Origin of the sequence: Paenibacillus tuaregi (genome assembly GCF_900086655.1) — a bacterium.
In the GTDB taxonomy this organism is placed as follows: Bacteria; Bacillota; Bacilli; order Paenibacillales; family Paenibacillaceae; genus Fontibacillus; species Fontibacillus tuaregi.
Window position 1 is genome coordinate 1,459,954 of the sequence record NZ_LT575476.1, and the last position, 25,188, is coordinate 1,485,141.

Genomic DNA, 25,188 nt, shown 5'->3' on the forward strand with positions numbered 1-25,188 from the left:
AGGTTTTAAATGGTGGATTCCACCTTAAGCGGCAGTTCGTTCCGATAAGCGGAGCGCTGCGCCCATCTTACGGCAAGAGTCGTTGCTACGGTAGCGAGCACAAGTCCGCCAAGCATATCGATCAGCCAATGAATTCCCATGTAGAAGATGGCAAATACGATGATAAAAGCACTGATTCCTGCTGCAGCTGCCCAGCGGTGGTTGCCCGAGCGGAAAGCGAGAATGGCCATCGATACCGAAATCGAGGTATGGAGGCTTGGGAAGCAGTTATTGATACCTGATAACGGACGGTAGGCGGCATCAAAATTAGGGAACACCTCGTACATGTAGAAGCTAACGCCTGACGGTGCATATGACCAAACTTCGTTAATAGGAAAGAATAAATAAAACGGGATCGCCACCAGGTAGTTCAGAATGACCGTATAACAAACAGCATGGACGTATACCATATTCTTCCCGCTGGCATAGATGCCAAGCGAAGCAATCATAAGTGCCTGAAACACTATGACATAGAAAAAGGCTGTTACCTCCGTCACCCAATGCGCGTGGAAAAATTGTTGGAAATTCTTCACAAAATCTCCTTCGATGGCGAGGAACCAATGCGTATAATCCGCCTTAAGGTTTAAGGCAGTTTCCCATTTCAGCTCCACGCTGTTGACCAGGAGTATTCCGACCATCATAGCAAACAAAATGAGGAATTTTCTGGAAATAAAAAGCTCACGGATAAAGGAATAGGCTGCCACAAAGGGATTCTTCCTTGAGGCAAACCAGATGAATAAAATGGTTACACCTGCTGTGAACAACGAAACGGTTGTCATGGAATGATAGAGCAAAACCGGTTTTTCCCCCTTAATTTATCTCAGATTACACCAGTTTAACACATTTCAGCATAATCAGAAATATTCCTTAAATATCCAACCGTTTCGCATTATTGATCAAGACTTGTGTAAATTTACTCCCAGAGCGCCGCCGATGGCACCAAAAATGAAGGCTGGAATCACTAAAGCCATATCCTGGATAAGGAGGTGAGAGTCGAGGGCGAGAAAGCTGATAAGCAGCACGATAATGCCGTACAGCACGCCTACAAGTCCTCCTTGATACCACCCTTTCCGGCCTGATCTTTTGCCTGCGACAAGTCCTCCTATAAAGAGAGACACGGCGTGTACTAAATAGGTGTATACGGACAGATTCTCCTCCGACAAACCGCTTGCCTGAAGAAACAGGGATAAGATCAAAGCACCAATCATCATCCATAGGAACCCGTACCACAGTCCTGAGACAAGGGGGTGGGTGATATGAAATGGAAGCAGGCCGCGTTTTTGTTCCATATTTGTCCTCCTCATTTGTAAGATACTCCATTTTATGGCCAAGCTTGTGCTGTTAGTACAAGTCATCTTGGGATACATGATTATTTTGTAAATACATCCGCAATTTAAAAGGACGCTGGCTGCATGGGCTACCCCTTAGCGGTGAAGAATACATGTACTTTGATTCGGTCATAAGGAGGAGATGGCGTGTCTGCACCAATCAGCTATGCACCTTTGCCCTTGCCCCTCATTGTAAAAGGACAGGTACAAGACCAGAATTTGGAGAGGATCAGGCAGAACCGTTTCTGGTTAAAGAATCAGATTCAGACTAAAGGGGTAACCCGATTCAAGGAAGTTCTAGTCTGTACGGTGGATCATAAAGGAAAACTGTACATTCATACAGAGAAATGACTCTAGCCACCCTTTTAGTTAAAACCACCTTCCGATAAATGGGACCCGCTGCATATCACTACGGTCAACAAGCTTAAGCGCGGTAATCAGAATAATATACAAAATCCCTCCGGCAGCACAGGAAGCTGCGAATTGAAGCCAGGTCGGGGAGTTTGAGGTTACTTTGTTGTAAAGCAGGGTAACCGCCCCGGCCATAATGGTCATTCCTGCCATGATTTTTAAGAAATCCAGCCAAGGGAATTTATACTTCAGCGCGACGGCTACGGTGATAGCATGCAGAAGGGTAACGATCACAATGTTGGCAATGATGGCAATAACCGCTCCATAAATGCCAAGTGCCGGGTTTGAGGCAAGGTATAGGATCAAGCCGATTTTAACGACAGCTCCGATTAGAGTATTGGTAAGCGCTTTTCCTGGCTGATCCAAGGCCTGCAGAGTTGCTTGAAGGGGCCCTTGCAGATAAATTAAAATCGCGAATGGAGCCATTAGCTTAAGCATGCCGGCGATTTCGGTATTTTTATAGAGCAGATTACATAACGGTTCGGCCATGACATACATAATCACGGCAAAAGGTGCTCCCGATACCAGGGCCAGCTTTATAGATTGGTGCAGTCTCTTGTGAATGGTACGCATATCTCCCCGGGCTTGGGCCTCGGCCAGCGAAGGAACCAAGGAGACAGCCAGAGAGGACGTCAGAGCGCCAGGCAGCAGCAGTACGGGGATGATCATTCCTTGCAGGGCACCATACTGGGCTGTGGCTACTGCCGTGGCGATCCCTGCTAACGCAAGACTCTGAGCCGTAGTAATAGACTCCAGCAGATAGGATAAGGACCCCACCAATCTGCCGCCAGTAACGGGAAGAGAAATACCCAGAATCCGCTTAAGCAGGCTTTTAGGGGAGGGCTGATTGGATAAGTCAGCGTCTGGATTGCCGGATGACGGAGAGAGATGGTTTTCCGGGGAAGGCTTAAGCCTCCTCAGCTGAATCAGCAGCACTAACATACCGACAATCTCACCTGCAACCACCCCGAGCATGGCACCAGCTGCACCGTATTCGATCCCCATAGGAAGCATAAGATAGGAGAACCAGAGCACACACAAGATGCGGGTTAGGGTCTCCATTATCGATGAAGTGGCTGACGGGATCATATCCTGCTTCCCTTGGAAGTACCCCCGGTAGACAGAGGATACGGCCACAATAACAATCATAGGACTCATGCTGATAAAGGTATGATAGACCCGGCTGTCAGGAAGCAGATTCCGGGTGATCCAAGTCGCCCCGAACAGGCATAGGAAGGTAAACAAAAATCCCGCGCCCATGGATACGGCGAGACTGGTGCGGAGTATAACCTTGGAGCGCTGAGGTTGCCCTGAGGATTCAGCCTCGGCGACCAGCTTGCTGACAGCAAGCGGAATGCCGCCTGATATAATCGTAACGATGACCAGGAAGAACGGATATCCAAGCTGGTATAGACCCACACCCTCGGCGCCAATAATGCGGGGAAGCATAATGCGGGGGATGAAGCCCAGAATCCGGTTAATTAGACTTGCGGCGAGCAGGATCATCGTTCCCTGGATAAAAGATTGCTTGTTCACATTTCTCCCTCTTCCCCCATGTGTCATTATCGAAGGGCATGAATATAGACATGCCTGTTTTAACCATATGCAGGACCTGTCCGTGTTCATGCCATTTGTTTTATTGTCTACCTTAGGAGAGCATGAGGCGAAACCCCGATGACCGCGGGGGGGCTCTGACAAGTTTTGCCTTGAAATGCCTGGACTTGTTGGGCAGGAATTTAGTAAGATGAGAGGGAAGTAATTAAAGAGGAAATTCAGATGCTTGGAAAAGAAGGAGGACTCCCATGGACGAGGAAGCAATCACCGAGGCCCAGCTCCTTGAGTCGATCGAACAGCTGTGCCGCAGCAAAGCGGAGGAATTCCAATTAATCGGTTACGAGCACGTTACCCATTCCGACATCTGGGACTGCGTCAGTTCCAAGTATGAGAAAGCAGGTATCCCGCCTCTTTATCAGCTGGTGAATGATATTATGTCTTTGAAAGCGACCCAATTTATGAATTATTTAACGCTTTCCGCTTATCGTGGATCCCGTTTTGATTAATGGGATTTTTTTTGTCGGGAATATTTGATAAATTGACGGTCATTTCGCACGTAGATATAATAGGAATATTGAGAATGAAAGGGGAACAAAGAACGGGATGAAAAGAATCATCACATTCCTGGTCGTGGTGGTCGTAACCACTGCGGTTATGGTAGGGACAACCCCCAGCCTGCTGAAAGACATTAATCTTGGCCTGGATTTAAAGGGGGGCTTTGAGATCCTGTATGAAGCCCAGCCTATCGAAGCAGGTGGCAAGATCACGAAGGATGCTCTTCAGCAAACAGCAAAAAGTATTGAGAAACGGGCCAATGTGCTGGGAACCAGCGAGCCTGATGTAACGACGGAAGGTACAAACCGCATACGCCTTAAGATGCCGGGTGTAACAGACGAGAATGTGGTGCGTCAGAAAATGAAAGAACCGGCAACTCTAACGTTCCGCAGTAAAGACGGAACAGAGAAAAAAGCGGATCAATACAATAAAATTGAATTGTACGGAAATGAGTTCGCCGAGGGCGGAGCCTCCTACCATCCTGACCAATTGAACCAATTCTATGAAGTTAGCATTAAAGTGAAAGATAAGTCGAAATTGGCGGATATCACCAAGCGCCTGCTGAATAAGGAATTGGCGATCTTTATGGATGATACACTGCTGTATGCTCCGGTAGTGCGAGCAGTACTATCTGATGGAACGGCTTCCATCAGCGGTGGATACACGAAGGAGCAGGCTAAAGATCTGAGCGACAAGATCAATCTGGGCGCACTGCCGCTGAAGCTGACTGAGAAATACTCACAAAGCGTCGGAGCGACTTTGGGCCAGCTGTCTCTTGAACAGACCCTCAGAGCAGGGATTATCGGTTCACTGATTATTTTGCTCTTTATGATTCTTGTATACCGGATTCCGGGATTGATTGCGAGCTTTACGCTGATTGTTTACACCTGGCTGCTGATTGCATTCTTCTACTTTGCCGGTGTGACACTGACCCTGCCGGGTATTGCGGCGTTCATTCTAGGTATCGGTATGGCGGTCGATGCCAACATCATTACTGATGAGCGGATTAAGGAAGAAATCCGGAGCGGCAAGAGCATTCTCTCTGCGGTTAAAGCAGGTAGTAAAGTGTCCTTCCGTACCGTTATGGACGCGCACGTAACCACCTTTATCGCTGCTGCGGTCATGTTCGGTCTCGGTACAGGTGCAGTTAAAGGCTTTGCCTTCGTCCTGATGCTTGACCTTATTGTCAGTATTATTACTAACATTTTCTTCTCCCGTTATCTCCTGCATCTTCTGGTTAAGGGGAACATTATCAAGAGCCCGAAAATGCTTGGTGTAAAGGAGAGTGAAATCCGTGCGCTTTAAGTGGGATTATGACTTCGTCAAAGCTAGTAAGTATTTTTATATATTTTCTATTGCCCTGACCATTGCAGGGATTATCAGTTTGGCTGTCTTCAAGTTGAATTATGGCGTGGATTTCAGTGCCGGTTCCAATGTCGATGTGAAGGTTACCAAGAACGTATCCAAGCAGGAAATTGAGAAAGTGCTGGTGGATGCCAAACTGTATCAGAAGGATGTATTAATTACTCCGGGTACAGGACGGGTCAACATCCGTTTCCCTGAAGTTCTGTCGCCAGCCCAGGAGGCTACGCTGAAAGACACTCTTGCGAAGAATGTCGACAAGAGTGCCTCTGCAGAAGTAAATACGGTTGATCCGGAAATGGCCCGTGAGCTTCAGCAAAATGCCATCTATGCAGTCCTGCTGGCAAGCCTTGGTATCATTGTTTATGTAACCATCCGGTTCGAATGGCGTTTTGCGGTAGCTGCGATCATCGCATTGCTGCACGACGCTTTCCTGGTTATAACAATTTTCTCCATCCTGCGTCTGGAAGTGAACCTGACCTTCATTATCGCGGTGCTGACGATTGTCGGTTACTCAATTAATGATACGGTCGTTATCTTTGACCGGGTACGTGAAAATATGCGTTTCGCCAAAATCAAGTCACATGCCGATCTGCATGATGTCGTGAATAAGAGTATCTCTCAAACGATGACCCGTTCGATCAATACGGTCTTCACTGTATTTATCGCTTCAGTATGTTTGCTGATTTTCGGAAGTGAGTCCATCCGCATGTTCTCACTCGCTATGGTCATCGGGCTTTTGTGTGGTGCGTATTCTTCCATCTTTATCGCGAGTCCGCTCTGGTATGGGCTTAAAGGCTTGCAAAAGAATGTGAAAACCAAACCGTCCAAAACAACGACCTAATTTAGAGATCCGCCAGAGCTAAAGGGGGAGCCGCGTCTGAAGGTGACGCGGCTTTCTGTTCGCTCTCGGTCTTGTCAGTGATTGAGGAGGAGATTCAATGACTAGCAGACCTGCCGCTCATTCCGAAGCTGCTGCGTGGACCGGTATTATTAATAACTTTATCTTGGCTGTCTTTAAAGGAACAGTCGGCCTGCTCTGCGACAGTAAATCGCTTCTTGGGGACGCGCTCTATTCCGCATCGGAAGCCGCAGGCGGCCTGGCTGAGAAAATTCAGCTTCAGGGCACCCAGGGACGGCGTAGTTCGGTGGGACGCAGCGCGCAGCCCCAAAGAGAAGGCGAGCCGCTCGTTACGATCATGTTTACGGTTTTTCTGTTAATGGGAGCTTTGCAGATGGCAATTTCCTCGATCAAAGAAATGTCTCTCGGGGAGGTGACGGCCCCGACTTATTTGGCGGGGGTCACCGTTGTCATTGCGGTTGCACTGAAAGAAGCTGTGTTCCAATACCAATACCGCCAATACAGGAAAACGGGAGAGGACAAGAGACCTGCATATCTGGAAAGCCGGCGCTTCTCCCTGTATTCATCCATCGCAGTTCTGCTTGGTGTTTTTGGCTCAATGGCGGGAGGAGCGCTTAATATTGAAGCTTTGCTCTATCTCGACCCTGCTGCGGCCTTGCTGATCGCTTGCCTCGTCTTATGGAGGGGTTACCGGATGGTAACGGGCAGCATTTATGGAACCTTGGTACAGGAGCTTCGGGAAGAGGATGCGGCTAGCTTTATTGAGACGGTACAGCGTGTCCACGGAGTGATTATGGTTGAGGAACTCCGGGCTCACGAGCAGGGGCACTATGTGGCTGTCGAGGCTACTATCTGTGTGAATCCAAGGAGTACGGTACTGGAGGCCAGGGATATTGCGAACAGGGCCAAGGTTCTGCTGATGCACAGATTCTCTCATGTCAGCGATGTCCATATTGAGGTTATCCCGTATGATCCGGTGTATCCATACAAGTCCAATCACGAAAGCTCAAGCAGCGACACAACGACCCTGCTTCAATAGAATATTCGAAGAGCACTTACATTGATGGCTGCGGGGAATGAGCGAATTGCTGCTGCTTCAGGCGGGAGCATTGCTGTTATGTAACGAAAGAAGTCAAACAAGTTCATTCCATGCAGTTAAGAAGGGGGAGCAATGGAATGATAAAGTCCAAGTACAATTGGAAATGTCAGCAGCCAGACCGCCAGAAGGCGGAGGAGCTTGCGGGGCAGATGAATATTTCCGTCATCCTTGCCTCTTTACTCATCAACCGGGGAATGGCGGATGCCGAATTCGCGGAGAAGTTCATGCGTGGCGGCTCAGGTGAGCTCCATGATCCGTTTCTGTTAAGCGGGATGCAGGAAGCGGTTCCGCGTATTTTGCATGCTATAGCCGCGGGTGAACGCATACTAATTTATGGGGATTATGATGCGGACGGTGTATCCTCGACATCCTTAATGATCCGTTTGATGCGCCATCTAGGCGCTGATTTCGACTATTATATTCCACACCGCTCCAAAGAGGGCTACGGTCTGCATAATCATGCGTTGGACCTTGCCCGGGAGAAAGGGACCTCGCTGATTATCACTGTGGATACAGGGATTAGCGCGGTTAGTCAAATTGCCTATGCGAACGAGCTTGGAATGGATGTCATTGTAACTGATCACCATGAACCCCCATCCGAGCTTCCACAGGCTTATGCACTTATTAACCCAAAGCTCTCCCACTGCCCGTATCCATTTAAAGGACTCGCCGGTGTGGGGGTAGCCTATAAGCTTGCCAGTGCTCTGATTGGCGAAGTACCGGAGGAATGGCTTCAGCTGGTGGCTTTGGGAACGATAGCTGATCTTATGCCTCTAATGGATGAGAACCGGGTGCTCGTTAGCAGGGGACTCAAATCGATGGACAAAGAAGCGCTCATTGGTGCCGCAGCTCTGCTGCGGATTGCGGGTGGTTCGGATAAAGGCGTAAATTCAACAACGATCGGTTTCAGCATGGCTCCGAGAATCAACGCCAGCGGGCGTCTGAGCCATGCCAGCAGGGCTGTAAGCCTGCTTACAACGGAAGATCTGGATGAAGCGGACGAGATTGCCTCTGAGCTGGACCTGCTTAACAGGGAGCGGCAGCAGATGGTTGAAGATATCGTTCAGCAGGCAGTTAGCCGGCTGGAGGCTGCCTCATCGGAGGGAAAGCAAATTCCAAGTGTTATAGTGATCGCTGGGGAAGGTTGGAACGTAGGGGTCGTGGGCATTGTGGCTTCGAAAATTCTTGAGCGGTACTACCGCCCCACGATCATCCTAGCCGTCAATCCGGAGACAGGTGAGTGCAAAGGGTCGGCCAGGTCAATTCCCGGCTTTGATATGTATGAAGCTTTGACGGGGTGTGCAGACCTTATGCACCATTATGGGGGGCATACTGCAGCTGCGGGCATGTCGCTTCATAAGGATAATCTTGCCGCTTTTGAAGAGAGGCTGAACGAATACGCTGCCCAGGTTCTTGAGCCGGAGCATTTCGTGCCCGTGCTCTCAGCCGATTTGGAATGTTCATTAAATGAGATCACCATTCCGTTGATTCAAGAGCTGGAGCTGCTCTCCCCATTCGGCATGGAGAACAGCTGTCCCCGCCTGTTGATCCGCGGTGCGGAATTGGTGGAGACCCGAACGATGGGCCGGGAAGGCAATCATCTTAAGCTAACTCTGCGTCAGAATGGGGCGGTTGTTGAAGCAGTGGCTTTTGGAAAAGGGGTCCTGGGAACCTTCATCACCGAAGGGGCTAGGGTAGATCTTGTCGTTGAGGCATCCATTAATGAATGGAATGGCTCTGTGAAGCCCCAGCTAATGATCCAGGATCTCTCCGTATCTCATTTGCAGGTATTTGACTTCAGGTCTTGCCCGTCCCCATTTAAAATAATGGACGACTTTGCAACGAAGCTGCGGCAGCTTCCATCAGGACAAACGGCCAGGACGGCAGTGGTATGCCGACAATCTTCGGCTGAGCGCTACCGCCCGGATTTGGTAGATTCCCTCCTTTGGGTATATGATGAAGAAGCCGGATTGCATGAATCTGGAATGAGACCGGGTTTAGCTGTAGATGACCTGTCTCAAATCACCAGCTTATTTATTCTTGAATTGCCGGAGTATTCGGCTCAGCTGGATTCTGTTTTGACTTCCATTCCGAATCTGGAACGTATTATACTGGTTCATGGACAGCAGGACAGATATGAGCGGGTGGAGATTCCATCCCGGGATAGTTTTAAAACGGTCTATGCTTGGATTCGGCATTATTCAGACAAGGAGCTAACGGAGGAACAGATGCTGAATCAGCTGGTCCGCCAGACCGGGTTTACCAAAAGGATGATGCGGTTGACTCTGGAGGTATTTGAGGAGCTGGAGTTCATCATCAGAGATAACGGCCGGTTAAGGCTGAACCCGTCCCCTTCGAAACAGCCGCTCGAGACCTCTGCCCGTTACCTGCAGCTTGGAGCATTGGCTGAAATGGAGCAGGTGATGCTCCGCGGGAAAGCCGTTCAGGTTGCAGAATGGATGAGATCCAGAACTGCCGCTGTTTCTTAGAAGAGCAATATAACTATTAGATTGTATAGACATTGAAGGAGCGATTTTATAATGAATTTCAAAGACTACATCCGCGTAATCCCCGATTTCCCGCAGCCTGGTATCAGTTTCAAGGATATTACCACTCTGTTGAATGATGGCGAGAAATACCGTCAAGCAATTGATGAACTGAAGGAGATGGTCTCCCATATGAAAATTGATCTGATTGCCGGGCCGGAGGCACGCGGATTTGTGGTAGGCGCTCCGCTTGCGTATGCGCTTGGCGTTGGCTTTGTACCGATCCGCAAGAGCGGCAAGCTGCCATCGGACACGATTGAAATCGAGTACGACTTGGAGTACGGCAAGGACCGTCTTGCCATGCACAGTGATGCCATCAAGCCAGGGCAGAACGTACTGATTGCAGATGACCTGCTGGCTACAGGAGGTACCATCTCCACCTCTGTGCAGCTGGTCAAACAGCTCGGGGGTAACATCGCAGGGGCTGCGTTCCTGATTGAGCTTGCGGATTTGAACGGACGGGCGAAGCTTCCAGGCGTAGACATCGTATCATTGGTAACTTATTAAGAGGCTAACTATATAAAATGAACTTATGAAGGTTACCCTATTCGAGCACTGCGATGCCGAGTGTTCTTTAAGGCCGCTATTGTCTCCGAAATGCTTGAACTAGATACCAAGTAGAGGCATTACGGAGACAAAGGCGGACGCTCCGTTTCTTCAGAATCACTCGCCTCTCCGCTGAGATCTGTTAATTTTTAATGTTCATTTTATATAACCCCTTTCAAGTGACTTTCCCGGGAAATATTTGGAGAACATAACAAAAGCCAGGTGGCGGCAGTTAATCTGCCCTGAGCTACCTGGCTTTTTGTCGATTCTATTTTAAATTAATGTGCAGACTCTTCCTTATCGTTGGACAGTCCGAGAACTTCAATCAGCTTGAAGAATAGTGCAAAGAGGATGCCAACAACTGTAGCGAGCGCCATTCCCTTCAGCTCAACCGTACCGAGGGTGAGCTTGGTTCCACTGATTCCAATGACAAGAATGACCGTTGCAAGAATCATGTTGGTGGCTTTCGAGAAATCAACCTTCTGCTCGACGAATATCCGAAGTCCTGATGCCGCTATTACTCCGAACAGAAGCAGAGATACCCCTCCCATGACAGGGACCGGAATATTGGCCACAATGGCGGAGAATTTGCCTGAGAAGGACAGCAGTATCGCGAAGATGGAGGCTCCGCCAATGACGTAGATGGAGTATACACGGGTAAGTGCCATAACCCCGATATTCTCCCCATAGGTCGTGTTTGGCGTGGAGCCAACGAAGCCGGACAGAATGGTGGATATGCCGTTGCCCAGCAGGGAACGGTGCAGGCCGGGATCTTTGGACAGGTTCTTGCCAACGATGTTGCCGGTTACGAGCAGGTGCCCGATATGTTCTACGATGACAACGAGCGCAACGGGGATAATGGTGATGATGGCCGAGATATCCCACTGCGGAGTTGCATAGTGTGGGAGGGAAAACCACTTTGCATGAGCAATAGCTGTTGTATTCACCTCTCCTAATGCGTAAGCAAGCAGATAACCGGATACGATCCCGATCAGAATGTGTATGATCTTCGGAAAACCTCTGAACATCACAGCACCAATAATAGTTACTCCAAGGGTGACCAAGGCCAGAAGGATGGAGGTGGGATCAGGAGTCCACGGCTTGGCGGGATTGTCGTTGATAATACCGGCCATGCCTGCGGCCACCGGCACAAGTTCGAGACCGATAATGGCAACAATCGATCCCATCGCAGCAGGCGGGAAGACAACATTGATCCAGCCGGTGCCTGCGTACTTGACCAGCAGGGCAACCAGTACGAAGATAATTCCAGTAATAACAAAGGCGCCTAGTGCGAGGTTGTAGCCATTGCCCGGATGGGTAGTCAGAACCACAAGCACCGGCGAAATGAAGGCAAAGCTGGAGCCAAGATAAGCGGGAATCCTTGCTCTACAGATCACAATATAGAGCAGGGTGCCGATTCCATTCATCAGCAGAATCATGCCGGGGTCTACGCCGAACAAATTCGGAACTAGAACAGTGCTTCCGAACATGGCGAACAGATGCTGAAGACTCAGCAGGATCCCCGGTCCAAAGGGAACTTTTTCGTTGACCTGGATTTCACGTTGCAAAATTAAAGCCACTCCTTTTTTTATAGCTTATTCTGTGCATCTTACCTAGATTAAAGACATCGACGGCATTTGACAACAGGAAAGTTCAAAAAAATCCCTTTATTCAAGCAAATTCCCTGTAAACCAAACGCGCCAAGAGTTGACGTGCTTCTCCCCAAGCGTCATAATTATAGAAAATAAAAATAGGGGTACTTCACCCTCAGGTGAGTAGGCCTTGTTACCAAGAAAGGACACGAAATAGATTCAATGGGCATTGAGCGATTACTTGAAAAGGCATCTGCCTATATCAAAGAACAGGATATCATTTGTATCAGGGAAGCCTATGATTTCGCTGAACAAGCCCATCACGGACAAGTGCGTAAATCCGGTGAACCTTATATTCTGCATCCGCTTGCGGTTGCAGAAATTGTTGTGGGCATGCAGATGGACTCCCTGTCTATTATTGCAGCTCTGCTCCATGATGTGGTTGAGGATACCACGGTATCCTTGAAGGAAATCAGGGAGAAGTTCGGCAATGATTGTGCTATGCTGGTTGACGGATTGACGAAGCTTGAGCGGATCAGATTTCAATCCAAGGAAGAGCAGCAGAACGAGAATTATCGTAAAATGTTCATTGCGATGGCACAGGATATCCGGGTCATCGTTATTAAGCTTGCGGACCGGCTGCACAATATGCGGACCCTTAAATATCAATCCGAGGAGAGCCAGCGCAGAATTGCGTATGAGACGCTGGAGATCTTTTGCCCGATTGCCCATAGGCTGGGTATCTCGGCGATCAAGTGGGAGATGGAGGATATTGCACTTAGATATCTGAACCCGCAGCAGTACTACCGGATTGCCAACCTGATGCATAAGAAGCGTGCGGAACGTGAGGAATATATTGAGAATGTCATCTCCAGAATTCGTGAGAAGCTTGAGGAGATGGGGATTTCCGCGGATCTGTCCGGGCGGCCGAAACATTTATATAGTGTCTATAAAAAAATGTCCACGAAGAACAAGCAGTTTAACGAAATTTATGATCTGCTGGCGATTCGAATCATTGTTGATAATATTAAAGATTGTTACGCGACTCTTGGAATTATTCATACGTTGTGGAAGCCGATGCCAGGCAGATTTAAGGATTACATTGCCATGCCTAAGGCCAACATGTACCAGTCGCTTCATACGACAGTGGTTGGTCCTACAGGCGAGCCAACGGAGGTCCAGATCCGGACCTATGAGATGCACCGCACTGCAGAGTACGGGATTGCGGCTCACTGGGCTTACAAGGAAGGTACGGAGGGCGCGGGGCCTCAGAACAAGATGCCTTTCTTCCGGGAGATTCTGGAGCTGCAGCATGAAGCCAAGGATGCTTCGGAATTCGTAGAGTCCCTGAAGATGGATTTCTTCTCGGACCTGGTGTTTGTGTTCACCCCGCAGGGCGAAGTGATTGAGCTTCCGGCTGGATCGGTCCCGCTGGATTTCGCATACCGCATCCATACCGAAGTAGGCAACCGGACGATCGGGGCCAAGGTGAACAGCCGGATTGTTCCGCTTGATCATAAGCTGAAGACTGGGGATATTGTTGAGATTTTGACATCCAAGCATTCGTACGGACCAAGCCAGGACTGGCTGAAGATCGCCCAATCTTCCCATGCGCGAAGCAAGATCAAACAGTGGTTCAAGAAAGAGAAGCGGGAAGAGAACGTGGAGAAGGGCCGTGAAGCGATTGAGCGTGAGCTTAAGCGTGCTGGCCTGGAGCCGTCCCAGTTCATGTCGGATGACAAGCTGATGGAAGCGGCTAAGAAGTTTGCTTTTAACGATATCGAGGATATGCTCTCTGCAGTTGGATTCGGAGGTCTTACCGCAGCCCAGGTATGTACGAAGGTAACTGAGAAGCTGCGGAAGGAGCAGGAAGAGGCCGGAATCATCCAATTGACTTCTGAAGTGAAAGAGGTTAAGGCCCCCCCTGCGGACAAGAAGCGGCCGACCAATGGAGTTACCGTGAAGGGAATCGACAACCTGTTAGTACGGTTTGCCCGCTGCTGCAATCCGGTGCCTGGGGATGACATAGTCGGATATATTACACGCGGGCGCGGGGTATCGGTTCATCGCTCGGACTGTCCGAATATTCCTTCAGCGGATGATGGGGAGGAAGCTGCACGGGTCATTGAGGTCGAGTGGGAGGAATCCATCGAAGCGAATTACAGCGTGGATATTGAAATTACCGGCCACAGCCGCAGAGGCCTGTTAAACGAGGTGCTGCAGGCAGTTTCAGAGAGCAAGACGAATATGTCCGCGGTTTCCGGGCGGTCGGACAAGAATAAGATGGATTTGATCCATATGACTATCCTGATCCGCAATACGGAGCACCTCCAATCCGTCGTGGATAAGATCAAGCGGATTAAGGACGTTTACACCGTTCATCGGATTATGCAATAAAGGGGCAGCTTGAACAATGAGAGTGGTATTACAGAGATGCAAGATGGCCAAGGTGACTGTGGCCGGGGAGACTGTGGGCTCGATTGGTCCGGGGTTGATGCTGCTGGTAGGCTTCACCCATGAGGACACGGAGAAGGATGCGGCCTATCTTGCCGATAAGATAGCCGGTCTCCGGATTTTTGAAGACGAAGCCGGCAAAATGAATCTGAGTGTTCAGGATATAGGAGGAGGAGCGGTTCTGTCCGTATCCCAGTTCACACTGTACGGCGACTGCCGCAAGGGGAGACGCCCTAACTTCATGGCTGCCGCACGTCCCGAGGAAGCCACTCTTCTGTATAACCGGTTTAATGAGCTGCTTGCGGATACGGGCCTGCATGTGGAGACAGGCCAGTTCGGTGCCGACATGGATGTCGAGCTGACCAACTGGGGGCCGGTCACGATAATTTTGGAAAGCCCGTCCAGTTAGTTATATAAACCCCGATTTAGTAAGGCCTCGTGCTGCCATCCATGGGAGCAGGGGGCTTTTTTCTTGTTGAGTGTATAAAACAGTTTAACAGAGCATATATGCTGGGAAGAGGGAGGATTAAATAATTATTTCGAGCATCAAAAAAATAATATGAAAGCGCTTGACATCGTATTGCACATGCATCATATTAGATTTAGCTTAGCTTTCCATCCATACCAAGCTTTTTTTGATTAATTATTTTATCCATCGAAAGAATTAATTAATGGGAGGATCACTATGAAATTATCTGTAGGCGGCTATTCTTTTTACAATCTGTTCCAGGAGGGCAAAATGGACGTGTTCGGTTATCTCGAAACCGTAAAATACAGGTACCATCTTGATGCGGTGGATCTCTGGAATGCCCAGATTGCGCAGAGAACGAACTCGATGCTCATCTTGGCGGATGAGAGCTATTTAGTTAAAGTACGTGAGGCTTTGGATGAGAAGGGGCTTAGACTGGTTAATCTGGCTGTGGACACAGCGCATTTGTGGGACCCGGACCCAGAGATTCGCGAGGCTCTGCGGCAGAATGCCCTCAAACATCTGCAAGCCGCTGTTATCCTGGGCGCTGAGACGGTCCGGATTGACACCGGAGGAAGCTACCGGGCGGAGGATGACAGCTATACGGATGAGGCGTTTGAATGGATTGTGAACGGATACCGTGAATATTGTCAATTTGCAAGGGATCACGGCTTCCGGATTGGTCCGGAGAATCATATGGGGGCTTCCCTCGTCCCGGATGAACTGGTTCGTATCGCCGAGGCGGTGAATGACCCTGCGTTTGGTGTACTGCTGCATATGGATCGGTGGTCGCGGGATAAAGAGACGGGAGACCAGCTTGTGGCGCCTTGGGCTTATCACATTCACTTTGACAACAAATCTGCGGCTAAAGAAGAAATCCTGAGCCATATCAAGGCCATTCAGGCAGCAGGTTATGACGGCTATTGGGCCGTTGAATATAACGCTCCAGAGAATCAGTATCTGGAGGTTGAATACCTGCTATGTCAGGCGGCCAAACGCCTGAAGGAAGCAGAATCGGCAGCCGACAGGCTGGATTCGTATATCAGAACAGGGCAGAATTAGTTATTTGACCAAACTAGCCAGAGAGGACATGTATCTATGAGCGCACTTATTAAGATTGGAATTATTGGTGTAGGACAAATTGGAAAAATGCACATTGAGAAGTACCAGGCGGTATCCGGGGTTCAGATTATTGCAGTCTGTGATGTGAATGCGGATGAGGCGATGAGGGTCGCCAAGCAGTATGGCATTCCCCACGTGTACAGCGACTATCGTGAACTGATTGCACGGGATGACCTAGATGCGGTGGATGTCTGCCTGCATAATAATTTTCATGAGCCTGTTACGGTATACGCGCTGGAGGCAGGCAAGCATGTATATTGCGAGAAACCGATCGCGGGTTCTTATGCGGATGGACGGAAGATGGTTGAAACAGCTGAACGGTCCGGCCAAAAGCTCCATATTCAGCTCGGGCAACTCTATACCGTCGAGACCAAGGCTGCGAAGCAGCTCATTGACAACGGCAAGCTTGGCAAGCTGTTTCATGCCCGCTCAACCGGGTTCCGCAGGCGGAACCGCCCCTTTGTTGATGGATATGGAACAGCAACCTTCACCCGAAAGGAAACAGCCGGCGGGGGCGCGCTGTTTGATATGGGCGTGTACCATATTTCCCAAATGCTCTATCTGCTTGGGAATCCCAAGGTCTCCCGGATTTCTGGCCAACTGTATCAGGAGGTGGCGATGAATGAGGAACGCCGTAAGCTCAGCGCGTTTGATGTGGAGGAGTTCGGGGCAGGTTTTGTCAAATTTGAGAATGGGGTAACCCTGGATATTATTGAAACCTGGGCCGTTCACCTGGGAGGATTGGAGGGCAGCTCCATTGTTGGCTCCGAAGGCGGAATCCGGTTCACAGGTGCGGTATCCGATACCGAGCCGAACCGCTTCAGCTTCCATACAACTATTGCAGATCTTGATATGGATTGCACCGTGAATCTTGACTTGTATGATATCCGGCAGCACCGGTTAGCCAAGTACCCGGAGGCTTACGATTCGTCACAGCACCATTGGATTGCCGCACTGCTTGATCAGGTTCCTCTACTGCCTACCGCGGAGATCGCACTCAATACGATGCTAATCAGCGAAGGCATCTATTTGTCCAATGAACTGGGGCGTGAGGTGACTGCCGATGAAGTAAGGGAGCTGTCGGTGTCCAGGTCAGTTCATATCTGAATCTCACCATTTGAGGTGTCCGGAGGAAAGGAGGGTTGCTAAGTCCATGAGCGGTGACACCGTACAGCAGGCTGGATTCGTTAAGCTGAAAGCTTTTAACTTTTTAATGTATGGTGCGATTGGCATCTACTCCACTTTCTTTGCCCTTTATCTAAAGCATATCGGATTAACAACGATTGAGATTGGAGCACTTCTCTCGGGAGGACCCGTAGTTTCGTTAATCGCCAATCCGATTTGGGCTTACTGGTCGGACCGGCTCAATAATAATAGGCTGATCCTGATTATAGCTTCCATCGGGGCATTTGCGGTGATGCAGGGGATATTCCTGATTCAATCCGAGTCCCTCATATACGGAGCCATGCTTGTGTTCTTCATATTTCAGAGCCCGCTGTTTATTCAGAGCAACAGCTTGATTCTAAGTGTAATTGCTGGCACAGGTTACAAATTCGGCTCCTTCCGGCAGTGGGGTTCACTTGGCTGGGCGGTAAGCGCCGCGGCGGCGGGACCAGTTATCGGGAAGATCGGTATCGGTCAACTGTGGATTATATTTGACGTAGTGATGATTCTGTCCATACTGTTCGCCTTTACGCTGCCTCGGGGAAGCGGGAGCCGTAAGCAGGATAGCTTCTCTAATGCGGGCTACAGAAGGGTGTTCATGAACCCCCAGTTTCTGGCACTGCTGTTGATTGGTATTCTTGTATCTGTGCCTAACATTATTAACCAGACGTTTGTTGGTCTTCATATTAAGGATTTAGGCGGCTCTGATTCCGCTGTCGGGTGGTCCGTCTTTGCCACCGCCATTCTGGAAGCCCCGGTATTCCTGCTGCTTGACCGGTATTTGAAAAATGACACGAAACCTATGGTGGTCTGGATGGCGGTTGTCAGTCTCCTGTATTCCGTCCGCTGGCTGCTGATGAGCCTGACCGGCAACCCGCTTGGAATTATTGCAATCCAGTTGATGCACTGTGTCACCTTTGGAGCGTATTATTACATCGGCACCCGCTTGACCACACGCCTGATTCCGCATGAGTATTTGTCAACCGGGCAGGCCGTGTATGGCTTGAGCTGGAGTGGAGCGTCGGGCATTATTGCCGGGACCTTGGGCGGCTGGATGTTCCAGGAACTAGGGACCAGAACCTTGTACCAGATCAGTGCAGGCGTAACTCTGCTTGGCATGGTGGCTTTTCTGGTGATGTTCAAGATGATGAAAACGCCGTCCTCTTCCGCATCTGCACAGGCTTTTTCTATATCCGAAGACTAAACAGCAGTGGTATACTGTATGGATTGAACTAGACTTGCTTACGAGGAGATATATCGAAAACATGGGCAAAATCGGAAATCAGCAAATGCTTCGCGAGATCAATAAATCCTTGCTGCTGCATCTTATATATCAGCATGGCCCTGTATCCCGGATTGAGTTATCCCGGCAGACCAAGCTGAGCCCGTCAACCGTGTCGATTTTGGTAGAGGAGGCCCTCAGGGAAGGGATCATTTATGAGACGGGGACTTCCGGGTCTGGTGTAGGCCGGAGAGTAACCCTGCTTAATATAAAAGCAGACAGTGGTTATGTGCTTGGGCTGGACCTTGCCGGAGCCCAGTGTGTGCTGCTCAATATGCGTGGAGAGATTAAATCCTCCCATACAATACCGAGGTTGATTGGGGAGACTGCGATACGGCAGGAGCTCGTGGGCATCGTGGATGATTTTCTGGATAGCTGTCCAATCTCCAGGGATCAGCTGCGAAGAATCGGTGTATCGGTGCCCGGGAGGGTCGATGAGACCTCGCAGAAGGTTCTTCGTGCAATCCCGCTTCAGCTTGAGGAGATGAATTTGGGAGGTTTTCTCGAAATGACCTACCAAGTTCCGGTGAGCCTGTTTAATGATTTGGACGCGGCCGGATTTGCCGAGCGGTTTAATGGAGTGGCCCAGGGACTCAGCACCCTCGTCTATATTCTGATCGATTATGGGGTGGGTGCGGGTATTGTCATTAACGATAAAATTTACCGGGGCAGCTCGGGAGGAGCCGGACGAATACGTGTTTTTTCTCCTTATTGCACGGAGAGACTGGCGCTTCGGCTGCGGCAGGAACACCCGGAGGTTTTCTCAGATCAGGGACTTACGTCCAAAGAAGTGCTTCACAAATTCATGGAGGACGGAATGCGGACAGAGGGACCTCTCCACAAGGAGCTTGGGGCTCTGGTTGATCATTTGTCCGCCTATTGTGGGGCAATACTGCAGTTTATTAATCCGGAGCAGCTAATCCTGAACGGATGGATTACCGAGAACCAGGCTTTCTTTGATAGGCTAACGGCAAAGATCCGGGAGCACGAGGCCAACATATTTGAACGCCCTACTCCGATCAAGCCGGCAAGCTGGAAGGAGCTTGGGGCTGCGGTGGGAGCCGCCACGCTAGGACTGCACCATATTTTCAAAATGAAAATGGTGGATTAATAATCTCAAGCTCACAAAGACTGCCGGACGAAATGAAGTCCGGTGGTTTTTTGTTGTACGCATCGATGAATAAGGTATCCCTTAGGGTGGGTGAACGCCCCGTTATGACTGTGCACCGATAGGACTATCAAATGAAGATAAGCCGGGCAACCCGTCTGGCTCTGTTATAAATCCATGTTATCCGGGTAATAACAAGCGAAGGATAGTTACGGAAAGGAGACAGGAATACCATGAGTAAGGTTGCTTTTTTGCTGGCAAATCAATTTGAAGATTCCGAAATGCAGGTTCCTTATGACGAGATTAAGAAAGCCGGACATGAGGTTGAAGTTATAGGCTTGAAAGCAGGAGAGACGCTAAAGGGCAAGCAGGGAAAAGCCGAATACACCACAGATAAGGCGGTTTCTGAGGTTAAGGCCGAAGATTACGATGCGGTTGTGATTCCCGGAGGCTCATCGCCAGAGAACCTTCGCTTGGACAGCGGCGTTCTGGACTTCGTGAAGAAAGTCAATGAGGCGAAGAAACCGATCGCTGCGATCTGTCACGGTCCTCAAATTTTGATCAGTGCTGGCCTTGCCAAGGGACGGACCTTAACCTCCTATCCTCCTCTTCAGGATGATGTAGTAAATGCCGGGGCAAGATTTGAGGATAAGGAAGTTGTAGTGGATGACAACTTTATCTCATCGCGGACACCTAAAGATGAACCGGCTTTTGTCCGTGAGATCCTGAAGAAACTGGCTTAATAAGGGATACCTGAATCCAAATGTGGTAAAGGAGAGATTTTATTATGAGTAAACATATTCAAGCATACTTCGAAACGGAAAGCCAGGCAGAAGGGGCCAAAACAAGTTTGCTCTCTTTCGAAACGGAGCATTTGGAGACAGGTTCCCTTGAACATACCCTTTCGAGTGACAGAGATCTATTTGGACCGATTGTGGCCAATCCGGCGGGAGGAGCTCCGGTCTTCGGAGGGGCCGCCTTTGGAACAAGCGGATTTACGGGCACCACAGGCCCTCAGACTGTTGTTCCCCTGGTTGCTATGGACCGTGATGCCAACGGCAGCCTGAACAACGACGAGGTTAACTTAGAGAGTGATGAGCATCAGCGTGACCGCCGTGAAGACGCGGAGGCTTCATCAAGTTATGATTATAATAAATTGAGGTATGTGCTCAGTGCTTCTGTCAAGGAGTCGGAAATTGATCAGATTGTGTCAAAACTCCGCTCCCAGGGAGCATATGTGGAAGTTCTGGACTAAACCAGCTGGAAGCCGTCCCCAAAGGGCGGGCGGCTTTTAAATTTTACTCCATAAAAGTTGAATTGTTGAGTTACAGGTAAGGTAGAGTAGGAATTCCTATTGGCAAATCTTAAGCTCAACATATGCAGCGGATTTCAACCGCTTTCACTTTTGTAATATAACCGTAATATTAGTTTCATGGTTCTTTAACATAACCTGTTTATAATAACAGCATGACCCCCTTTTAATATACCATTTTGGACCTGCAGCTTCGGCTGGCAGGTTTTTTTCTTGGGTTAATGTCTTGACTTTGTCAGTGTGGTTACTTACAATGAAAAAAACTTGTATGTGGGACTAACAGTTCTATATCATGAACTTCAATGACGGGACAAAGTAATTCAGCTCCACACCCTCAGAGAGGAATTCCGATGCCACTTGCGGTGAATACTATACCGGAGATGGCCAGGCTGGAAGAATTCCGGTGATGACTGCATGAAAGACCTCCCAGAGAATCATCAGCGAACAGGTAACCATTCCGCAGTAGCTGATGGCGTAGGACGGGCGTTAACCGTATTAAAGCGGATGCCGGTTAAGGCAGAATCCTGGTAATGAGCAGCATTGGCAGGTTTCTGACAGGCGTGTATCCGGAATGTGGGTGGCACCACGAGCGATTAGGATATCTTAGTCTCTCGTCCCTGTTGATACAACAGGGATGAGGGGCTTTTTTATTTATCAGGATCAGGAAGCTGATTCGTGATTTAAAGCTAATGAGGAGGGTGACTAGAGAATGGGCTTTCAGAAACCAACAGGAACCCAAGATCTGCTGCCGGGTGTTGTAGAACGGTGGCAGTTCATTGAAGAGAAGGCGAGAGATCTCTGCCGCCGGTTTAATTACCGGGAGATCCGCACACCAATTTTTGAACAGACATCCTTGTTTGAGCGCGGGGTGGGTGAGACAACGGATATCGTGGAAAAAGAAATGTACACCTTCCTTGATAAAGGCGAGCGCAGTATGACCCTCCGCCCGGAAGGGACGGCGGGGGTGGTTCGCTCTTACGTTGAGAACAAGCTGTATGGCGAGCCTGATGTCAGCAAGCTCTATTATATCGGACCTATGTTCCGGTATGAGCGTCCGCAGGCGGGACGCCAGCGCCAGTTCCATCAGTTCGGGATAGAGGCCATCGGTGCGATTGATCCGGCGATCGATGCCGAAGTGATCTCCCTCGGGTATGAGCTGTGCAAGGAGCTTGGTTTGCATGGAGTGACCGTGGAAGTGAACTCTGTCGGCAACCCGCAGAGCCGGGCTGATTACCGCGAGAAGCTGCTCGCGTTCCTGACCCCGATGAAAGACAGCTTGTGCAAAGATTGCCAATCCAGAATGGAACGGAACCCGATGCGGGTGCTTGACTGCAAGGTGGATCAGGACAAATTTACCGGAGCTCCCTCTATTCTGGACAGTCTGGACGAAGAGAGCCTGACACATTTCGAACAGGTTAAGTCTTATCTCACGGATATGAATGTGGACTACACGATCAATCACAGGCTGGTACGCGGGTTGGATTATTACACGTTGACCGCTTTCGAATATAAGGCGCAGGGCATTGGAGCCATCGATACCGTTGGCGGCGGCGGACGCTACAACAAGCTTGTTGCCGAAGTAGGCGGCCCTGACCAGCCGGGAGTTGGACTTGCAATCGGACTTGAGCGGATCCATCTGATTCTTGAAAATCAGAATATCGAGGTTCAAGGCTATCGGCCACTAGACGTATATCTGGTGGGATTAGGTGAAGCGGCCGACAAGGAAATTACGAAACAGCTGTTCAAGCTGCGTAAGGCTGGAATCTCGGCGGAGCGCGATTATCTCGGCCGCAAGATGAAGGCCCAGCTCAAATCCGCTGACCGCATGCAGGCACGCTATACGGCCATCCTCGGCGATGACGAACTGGCCCGTGGAGAAATCGCGGTTAAGCTGATGGAGACCGGCGAACAACGCACAGTCAAGCTGGAAGACCTTGCCGCCGAGTTGAAGTAGCCCAAACAAGCACCGCACGACTGTAAAGCGAATCCCGTAAGGGAGAGCGCTCCGAGCACGAAGTAGCGCAACCGAGCGCCGCACAACTGTAAAGCGAATCCCGTAAGGGAGAGCGCTCCGAGCACGAAGTAGCGCAATCAAGCACCGCACAACTGTAAAGCAAATCCCGTAGGGAGAGCGCTGCAAGCACGAAGTAGCGCAACCAAGCGTCGCACAACTGTAAAGCGAATCCCGTAAGGGAGAGCGCTGTAAGCATGAAGTAGCGCAACCGAGCACCGCACAACTGTAAAGCGAATCCCGCAGGGAGAGCGCTGTAAGCACGAAGTAGGCCACAATGCAGCCGCACAACCGTGGAGCGGGTCCCAAAGGGACGGCAAGCGGCTTTTACGTCAACATAAAGCATCAAACTCCCTTAAGCAGCACCAACCGCAGATGGTTTCCCATACCCAGGTACAACCAAAACCAAGCGGGTCCCAAAGGGACGACAAGCGAATCCAAGCACCCACCCGCCAAGAGCACGCCAACCCTTCTCATCCGCCAAAATTTCGGGTGTCCAGAGGGCGAAGCCCTTGGGGCCCTCCCTTCCAGGGAGGGTTTGGGAGGGTCACACCAACTAGGAGGAATAAACATTGAACAGAACACATCACTGCGGCGCGCTTAGCACCGCGAACATTGGAGAAACGGTAACACTGAACGGCTGGGTACAGACCCGCCGCGATCTAGGAGGGGTCCTCTTTATCGATCTAAGGGACCGCAGCGGAATCGTACAGGTAGTTTTTAACCCTGCATACTCTGGAGAAGCTCTTCAGACTGCTGACAAAGTACGCAGTGAGTATGTAATTGCAGTTCAGGGGAAAGTGGTACAGCGTGATGCCGAGACGGTGAACCCGAACCTGCCTACCGGGGAGATCGAAGTTCAGATCACTGAGATTGAAGTGTTGAATGCAGCCAAGACCCCTCCTTTCTTCATCGAGGATGGAATTGAAGTGGATGAAAATCTTCGTCTGAAATACCGTTACCTGGATCTGCGCCGTCCGGAAATGCAAAAGACGCTGTGGCTCCGTTCCAAAGCGGCTAAAGTGTTCCGCGATTTCTTGGATAACGAGCAGTTCATCGAAGTAGAGACTCCAATCCTGACTAAGAGCTCCCCTGAAGGAGCCAGAGACTACTTGGTGCCAAGCCGTGTGCATGCCGGTGAGTTCTTCGCCCTGCCGCAATCCCCACAGCTGTATAAGCAGCTTCTAATGGTGGGCGGTTTGGAACGCTACTATCAAATCGCACGCTGCTTCCGTGACGAAGACCTCCGTGCGGACCGTCAGCCTGAATTTACTCAAGTCGACATTGAGACTTCCTTTCTCAGCCAGGATGAGCTGCTTGGAATGATGGAAGAGTTGGTTGTGCGCCTGTTCAAAGAAACAGTTAATGTGGATATCCCAGCACCGTTCCAGCGTCTTAGTTATGCGGATGCCATGGACAAATACGGTTCGGACAAGCCCGATCTCCGTTTTGGCATGGAACTGATCCAAGTCAGCGATATTGTGGCATCCAGCGGGGTTAAGGTGTTTGCTTCGGTTATTGAAAAAGGCGGAGAGGTTAAAGTACTTAACGCAAAAGGCTGCGGAACCTGGAGCCGTAAAGAGATCGACGATCTGGGACCGTTCGCCGCGCGCTATGGTGCCAAAGGTCTTGCGTGGATTCAAGTCAAGGATGGCGAATTCAAGGGGCCAATCGTGAAGTTCTTTACCCCAGAAGAAATCGAAGCGGTTAAGGAACGCACCGGGGCAGAAGAGGGTGACCTGCTGCTGTTCTCCGCAGACACCAAGAAGGTTGTTGCGGATGTGCTTGGAAATCTTCGTCTGAAAATCGGCCGTCAGCTTGGGCTGATTGATGACAGTGTGTTCAAATTTGCATGGGTGGTTGACTTTCCGCTTCTCGGATGGGATGAGGATCAGAAGCGTTATGTGGCGGAGCACCATCCGTTCACTCGTCCACGTGAGGAAGATATTGCCCTGTTCGACACTGATCCGGGCCAAATCCGCGCTCAAGCGTATGACCTTGTACTTAACGGTTATGAAGTCGGCGGCGGCTCCATGCGGATTTACAAGCGTGAAGTACAGGAGAAAATGTTTAAGGCACTGGGATTGCCGCCTGAAGAAGTTCAGGACAAATTCGGCTATCTGCTAGACGCTTTCGAATATGGTACTCCTCCTCATGGCGGTATGGCGTTTGGCTTCGACCGTGTGGTTATGCTGTTGGCAGGCCGTACGAACCTGCGTGAGACGATCGCATTCCCGAAAACGGCCAGTGCTACCGATCCGCTGATGAACGCTCCTGCAGAGGTCGACATCAATCAGTTGGAACAGCTTCATATCAAGGTTGCGAAGAAACCGGTTGAAGACAAAAAATAAAGTCCGCAAGTCAGGAGGGCC

At 50.0% G+C, this 25,188-nt stretch carries 21 protein-coding genes; 17 read left to right on the plus strand and 4 right to left on the minus strand.

Features of this window, described 5'->3' with window-relative positions; all coding sequences use genetic code 11:
• Positions 1–5: 5 nt before the first annotated feature.
• Together BN6628_RS06795 and BN6628_RS06800 are read right to left on the minus strand one after the other, a co-directional pair.
• Positions 6–833, minus strand: coding sequence for a phosphatase PAP2 family protein (locus tag BN6628_RS06795; RefSeq protein WP_089153538.1), 828 nt, complete (start codon positions 831–833; stop codon positions 6–8).
• A gap of 102 nt (positions 834–935) precedes the next feature.
• Complete coding sequence (locus BN6628_RS06800; RefSeq protein WP_068615831.1) at positions 936–1,328, minus strand: TIGR04086 family membrane protein; 393 nt, start codon at positions 1,326–1,328, stop codon at positions 936–938.
• 186 nt (positions 1,329–1,514) lie between these two features.
• Here BN6628_RS06800 and BN6628_RS06805 point away from each other — a divergent pair, with 186 nt between their 5' ends.
• Positions 1,515–1,718, plus strand: a complete 204-nt coding sequence (locus BN6628_RS06805) for a YetF domain-containing protein (protein ID WP_068615833.1) — start codon at positions 1,515–1,517, stop codon at positions 1,716–1,718.
• 18 nt (positions 1,719–1,736) lie between these two features.
• Here BN6628_RS06805 and spoVB read toward each other — a convergent pair whose 3' ends face one another.
• On the minus strand, positions 1,737–3,314 hold the full coding sequence (gene spoVB, locus BN6628_RS06810) for a stage V sporulation protein B (RefSeq protein WP_068615835.1): 1,578 nt from the start codon (positions 3,312–3,314) through the stop codon (positions 1,737–1,739).
• 266 nt (positions 3,315–3,580) lie between these two features.
• Between spoVB and BN6628_RS06815 the strand changes: the two genes are divergently transcribed.
• The 6 genes from BN6628_RS06815 (at position 3,581) to BN6628_RS06840 (ending at position 10,263) form a co-directional block, all read left to right on the plus strand.
• Positions 3,581–3,838, plus strand: coding sequence for a post-transcriptional regulator (locus BN6628_RS06815; protein ID WP_068615837.1), 258 nt, complete (start codon positions 3,581–3,583; stop codon positions 3,836–3,838).
• 97 nt (positions 3,839–3,935) lie between these two features.
• Positions 3,936–5,192: a protein translocase subunit SecD gene (gene secD, locus BN6628_RS06820; RefSeq protein ID WP_068615839.1), complete on the plus strand. Its 1,257-nt coding sequence runs from the start codon at positions 3,936–3,938 to the stop codon at positions 5,190–5,192.
• The gene (gene secF, locus BN6628_RS06825; protein WP_068615841.1) at positions 5,182–6,093 is read left to right on the plus strand and encodes a protein translocase subunit SecF; all 912 of its coding nucleotides are present in this window, start codon (positions 5,182–5,184) and stop codon (positions 6,091–6,093) included. Before secD ends, secF begins: the two co-directional genes overlap by 11 nt.
• A gap of 97 nt (positions 6,094–6,190) precedes the next feature.
• A complete protein-coding gene (locus BN6628_RS06830; protein WP_068615843.1) occupies positions 6,191–7,150 on the plus strand; it encodes a cation diffusion facilitator family transporter in 960 nt (319 codons plus the stop codon).
• Positions 7,151–7,287: 137 nt separating this feature from the next.
• Positions 7,288–9,699 carry a single-stranded-DNA-specific exonuclease RecJ gene (gene recJ, locus BN6628_RS06835; protein WP_068615845.1) on the plus strand — a complete coding sequence of 804 codons (2,412 nt, stop codon included), beginning with the start codon at positions 7,288–7,290 and terminating at the stop codon, positions 9,697–9,699.
• A gap of 51 nt (positions 9,700–9,750) precedes the next feature.
• The gene (locus BN6628_RS06840; RefSeq protein ID WP_068615847.1) at positions 9,751–10,263 is read left to right on the plus strand and encodes an adenine phosphoribosyltransferase; all 513 of its coding nucleotides are present in this window, start codon (positions 9,751–9,753) and stop codon (positions 10,261–10,263) included.
• A gap of 317 nt (positions 10,264–10,580) precedes the next feature.
• On the opposite strand, the gene uraA is transcribed toward BN6628_RS06840, so the two are convergent.
• On the minus strand, positions 10,581–11,870 hold the full coding sequence (uraA, locus tag BN6628_RS06845) for a uracil permease (RefSeq protein WP_068615848.1): 1,290 nt from the start codon (positions 11,868–11,870) through the stop codon (positions 10,581–10,583).
• Positions 11,871–12,116: 246 nt separating this feature from the next.
• Here uraA and BN6628_RS06850 point away from each other — a divergent pair, with 246 nt between their 5' ends.
• The 10 genes from BN6628_RS06850 (at position 12,117) to aspS (ending at position 25,167) form a co-directional block, all read left to right on the plus strand.
• Positions 12,117–14,291, plus strand: coding sequence for a RelA/SpoT family protein (locus tag BN6628_RS06850; RefSeq protein WP_068615850.1), 2,175 nt, complete (start codon positions 12,117–12,119; stop codon positions 14,289–14,291).
• 16 nt (positions 14,292–14,307) lie between these two features.
• Positions 14,308–14,757, plus strand: coding sequence for a D-aminoacyl-tRNA deacylase (gene dtd / locus BN6628_RS06855; RefSeq protein ID WP_068615852.1), 450 nt, complete (start codon positions 14,308–14,310; stop codon positions 14,755–14,757).
• Between the two features lie 276 nt (positions 14,758–15,033).
• The gene (locus BN6628_RS06860; protein ID WP_068615854.1) at positions 15,034–15,879 is read left to right on the plus strand and encodes a sugar phosphate isomerase/epimerase family protein; all 846 of its coding nucleotides are present in this window, start codon (positions 15,034–15,036) and stop codon (positions 15,877–15,879) included.
• Positions 15,880–15,915: 36 nt separating this feature from the next.
• Positions 15,916–17,046, plus strand: a complete 1,131-nt coding sequence (locus tag BN6628_RS06865; RefSeq protein ID WP_068615856.1) for a Gfo/Idh/MocA family protein — start codon at positions 15,916–15,918, stop codon at positions 17,044–17,046.
• A 46-nt stretch (positions 17,047–17,092) separates the two neighbouring features.
• A complete protein-coding gene (locus tag BN6628_RS06870) occupies positions 17,093–18,307 on the plus strand; it encodes an MFS transporter (RefSeq protein ID WP_068615859.1) in 1,215 nt (404 codons plus the stop codon).
• A 61-nt stretch (positions 18,308–18,368) separates the two neighbouring features.
• On the plus strand, positions 18,369–19,496 hold the full coding sequence (locus tag BN6628_RS06875; RefSeq protein WP_068615861.1) for an ROK family transcriptional regulator: 1,128 nt from the start codon (positions 18,369–18,371) through the stop codon (positions 19,494–19,496).
• Positions 19,497–19,726: 230 nt separating this feature from the next.
• On the plus strand, positions 19,727–20,236 hold the full coding sequence (locus tag BN6628_RS06880; RefSeq protein WP_068615863.1) for a type 1 glutamine amidotransferase domain-containing protein: 510 nt from the start codon (positions 19,727–19,729) through the stop codon (positions 20,234–20,236).
• A gap of 44 nt (positions 20,237–20,280) precedes the next feature.
• On the plus strand, positions 20,281–20,748 hold the full coding sequence (locus tag BN6628_RS06885; RefSeq protein WP_068615865.1) for a hypothetical protein: 468 nt from the start codon (positions 20,281–20,283) through the stop codon (positions 20,746–20,748).
• A gap of 766 nt (positions 20,749–21,514) precedes the next feature.
• Positions 21,515–22,759: a histidine--tRNA ligase gene (gene hisS, locus BN6628_RS06890; RefSeq protein ID WP_068615867.1), complete on the plus strand. Its 1,245-nt coding sequence runs from the start codon at positions 21,515–21,517 to the stop codon at positions 22,757–22,759.
• Positions 22,760–23,388: 629 nt separating this feature from the next.
• Entirely contained in the window at positions 23,389–25,167 is a 1,779-nt protein-coding gene (gene aspS / locus BN6628_RS06895) for an aspartate--tRNA ligase (protein ID WP_068615869.1), read from the plus strand.
• Positions 25,168–25,188: the final 21 nt, after the last annotated feature.

Coding starts and splice junctions, on each gene's coding strand:
- BN6628_RS06880 (WP_068615863.1), top strand. CDS start 19,727: ATGAGTAAGGTTGCTTTTTTGCTGGCAAATCAATTTGAAGATTCCGAA.
- recJ (WP_068615845.1), top strand. CDS start 7,288: ATGATAAAGTCCAAGTACAATTGGAAATGTCAGCAGCCAGACCGCCAG.
- dtd (WP_068615852.1), top strand. CDS start 14,308: ATGAGAGTGGTATTACAGAGATGCAAGATGGCCAAGGTGACTGTGGCC.
- BN6628_RS06850 (WP_068615850.1), top strand. CDS start 12,117: ATGGGCATTGAGCGATTACTTGAAAAGGCATCTGCCTATATCAAAGAA.
- BN6628_RS06865 (WP_068615856.1), top strand. CDS start 15,916: ATGAGCGCACTTATTAAGATTGGAATTATTGGTGTAGGACAAATTGGA.
- BN6628_RS06885 (WP_068615865.1), top strand. CDS start 20,281: ATGAGTAAACATATTCAAGCATACTTCGAAACGGAAAGCCAGGCAGAA.
- BN6628_RS06800 (WP_068615831.1), bottom strand. CDS start 1,328: ATGGAACAAAAACGCGGCCTGCTTCCATTTCATATCACCCACCCCCTT.
- BN6628_RS06840 (WP_068615847.1), top strand. CDS start 9,751: ATGAATTTCAAAGACTACATCCGCGTAATCCCCGATTTCCCGCAGCCT.
- BN6628_RS06860 (WP_068615854.1), top strand. CDS start 15,034: ATGAAATTATCTGTAGGCGGCTATTCTTTTTACAATCTGTTCCAGGAG.
- BN6628_RS06830 (WP_068615843.1), top strand. CDS start 6,191: ATGACTAGCAGACCTGCCGCTCATTCCGAAGCTGCTGCGTGGACCGGT.
- BN6628_RS06875 (WP_068615861.1), top strand. CDS start 18,369: ATGGGCAAAATCGGAAATCAGCAAATGCTTCGCGAGATCAATAAATCC.
- BN6628_RS06815 (WP_068615837.1), top strand. CDS start 3,581: ATGGACGAGGAAGCAATCACCGAGGCCCAGCTCCTTGAGTCGATCGAA.
- hisS (WP_068615867.1), top strand. CDS start 21,515: ATGGGCTTTCAGAAACCAACAGGAACCCAAGATCTGCTGCCGGGTGTT.
- secD (WP_068615839.1), top strand. CDS start 3,936: ATGAAAAGAATCATCACATTCCTGGTCGTGGTGGTCGTAACCACTGCG.
- BN6628_RS06870 (WP_068615859.1), top strand. CDS start 17,093: ATGAGCGGTGACACCGTACAGCAGGCTGGATTCGTTAAGCTGAAAGCT.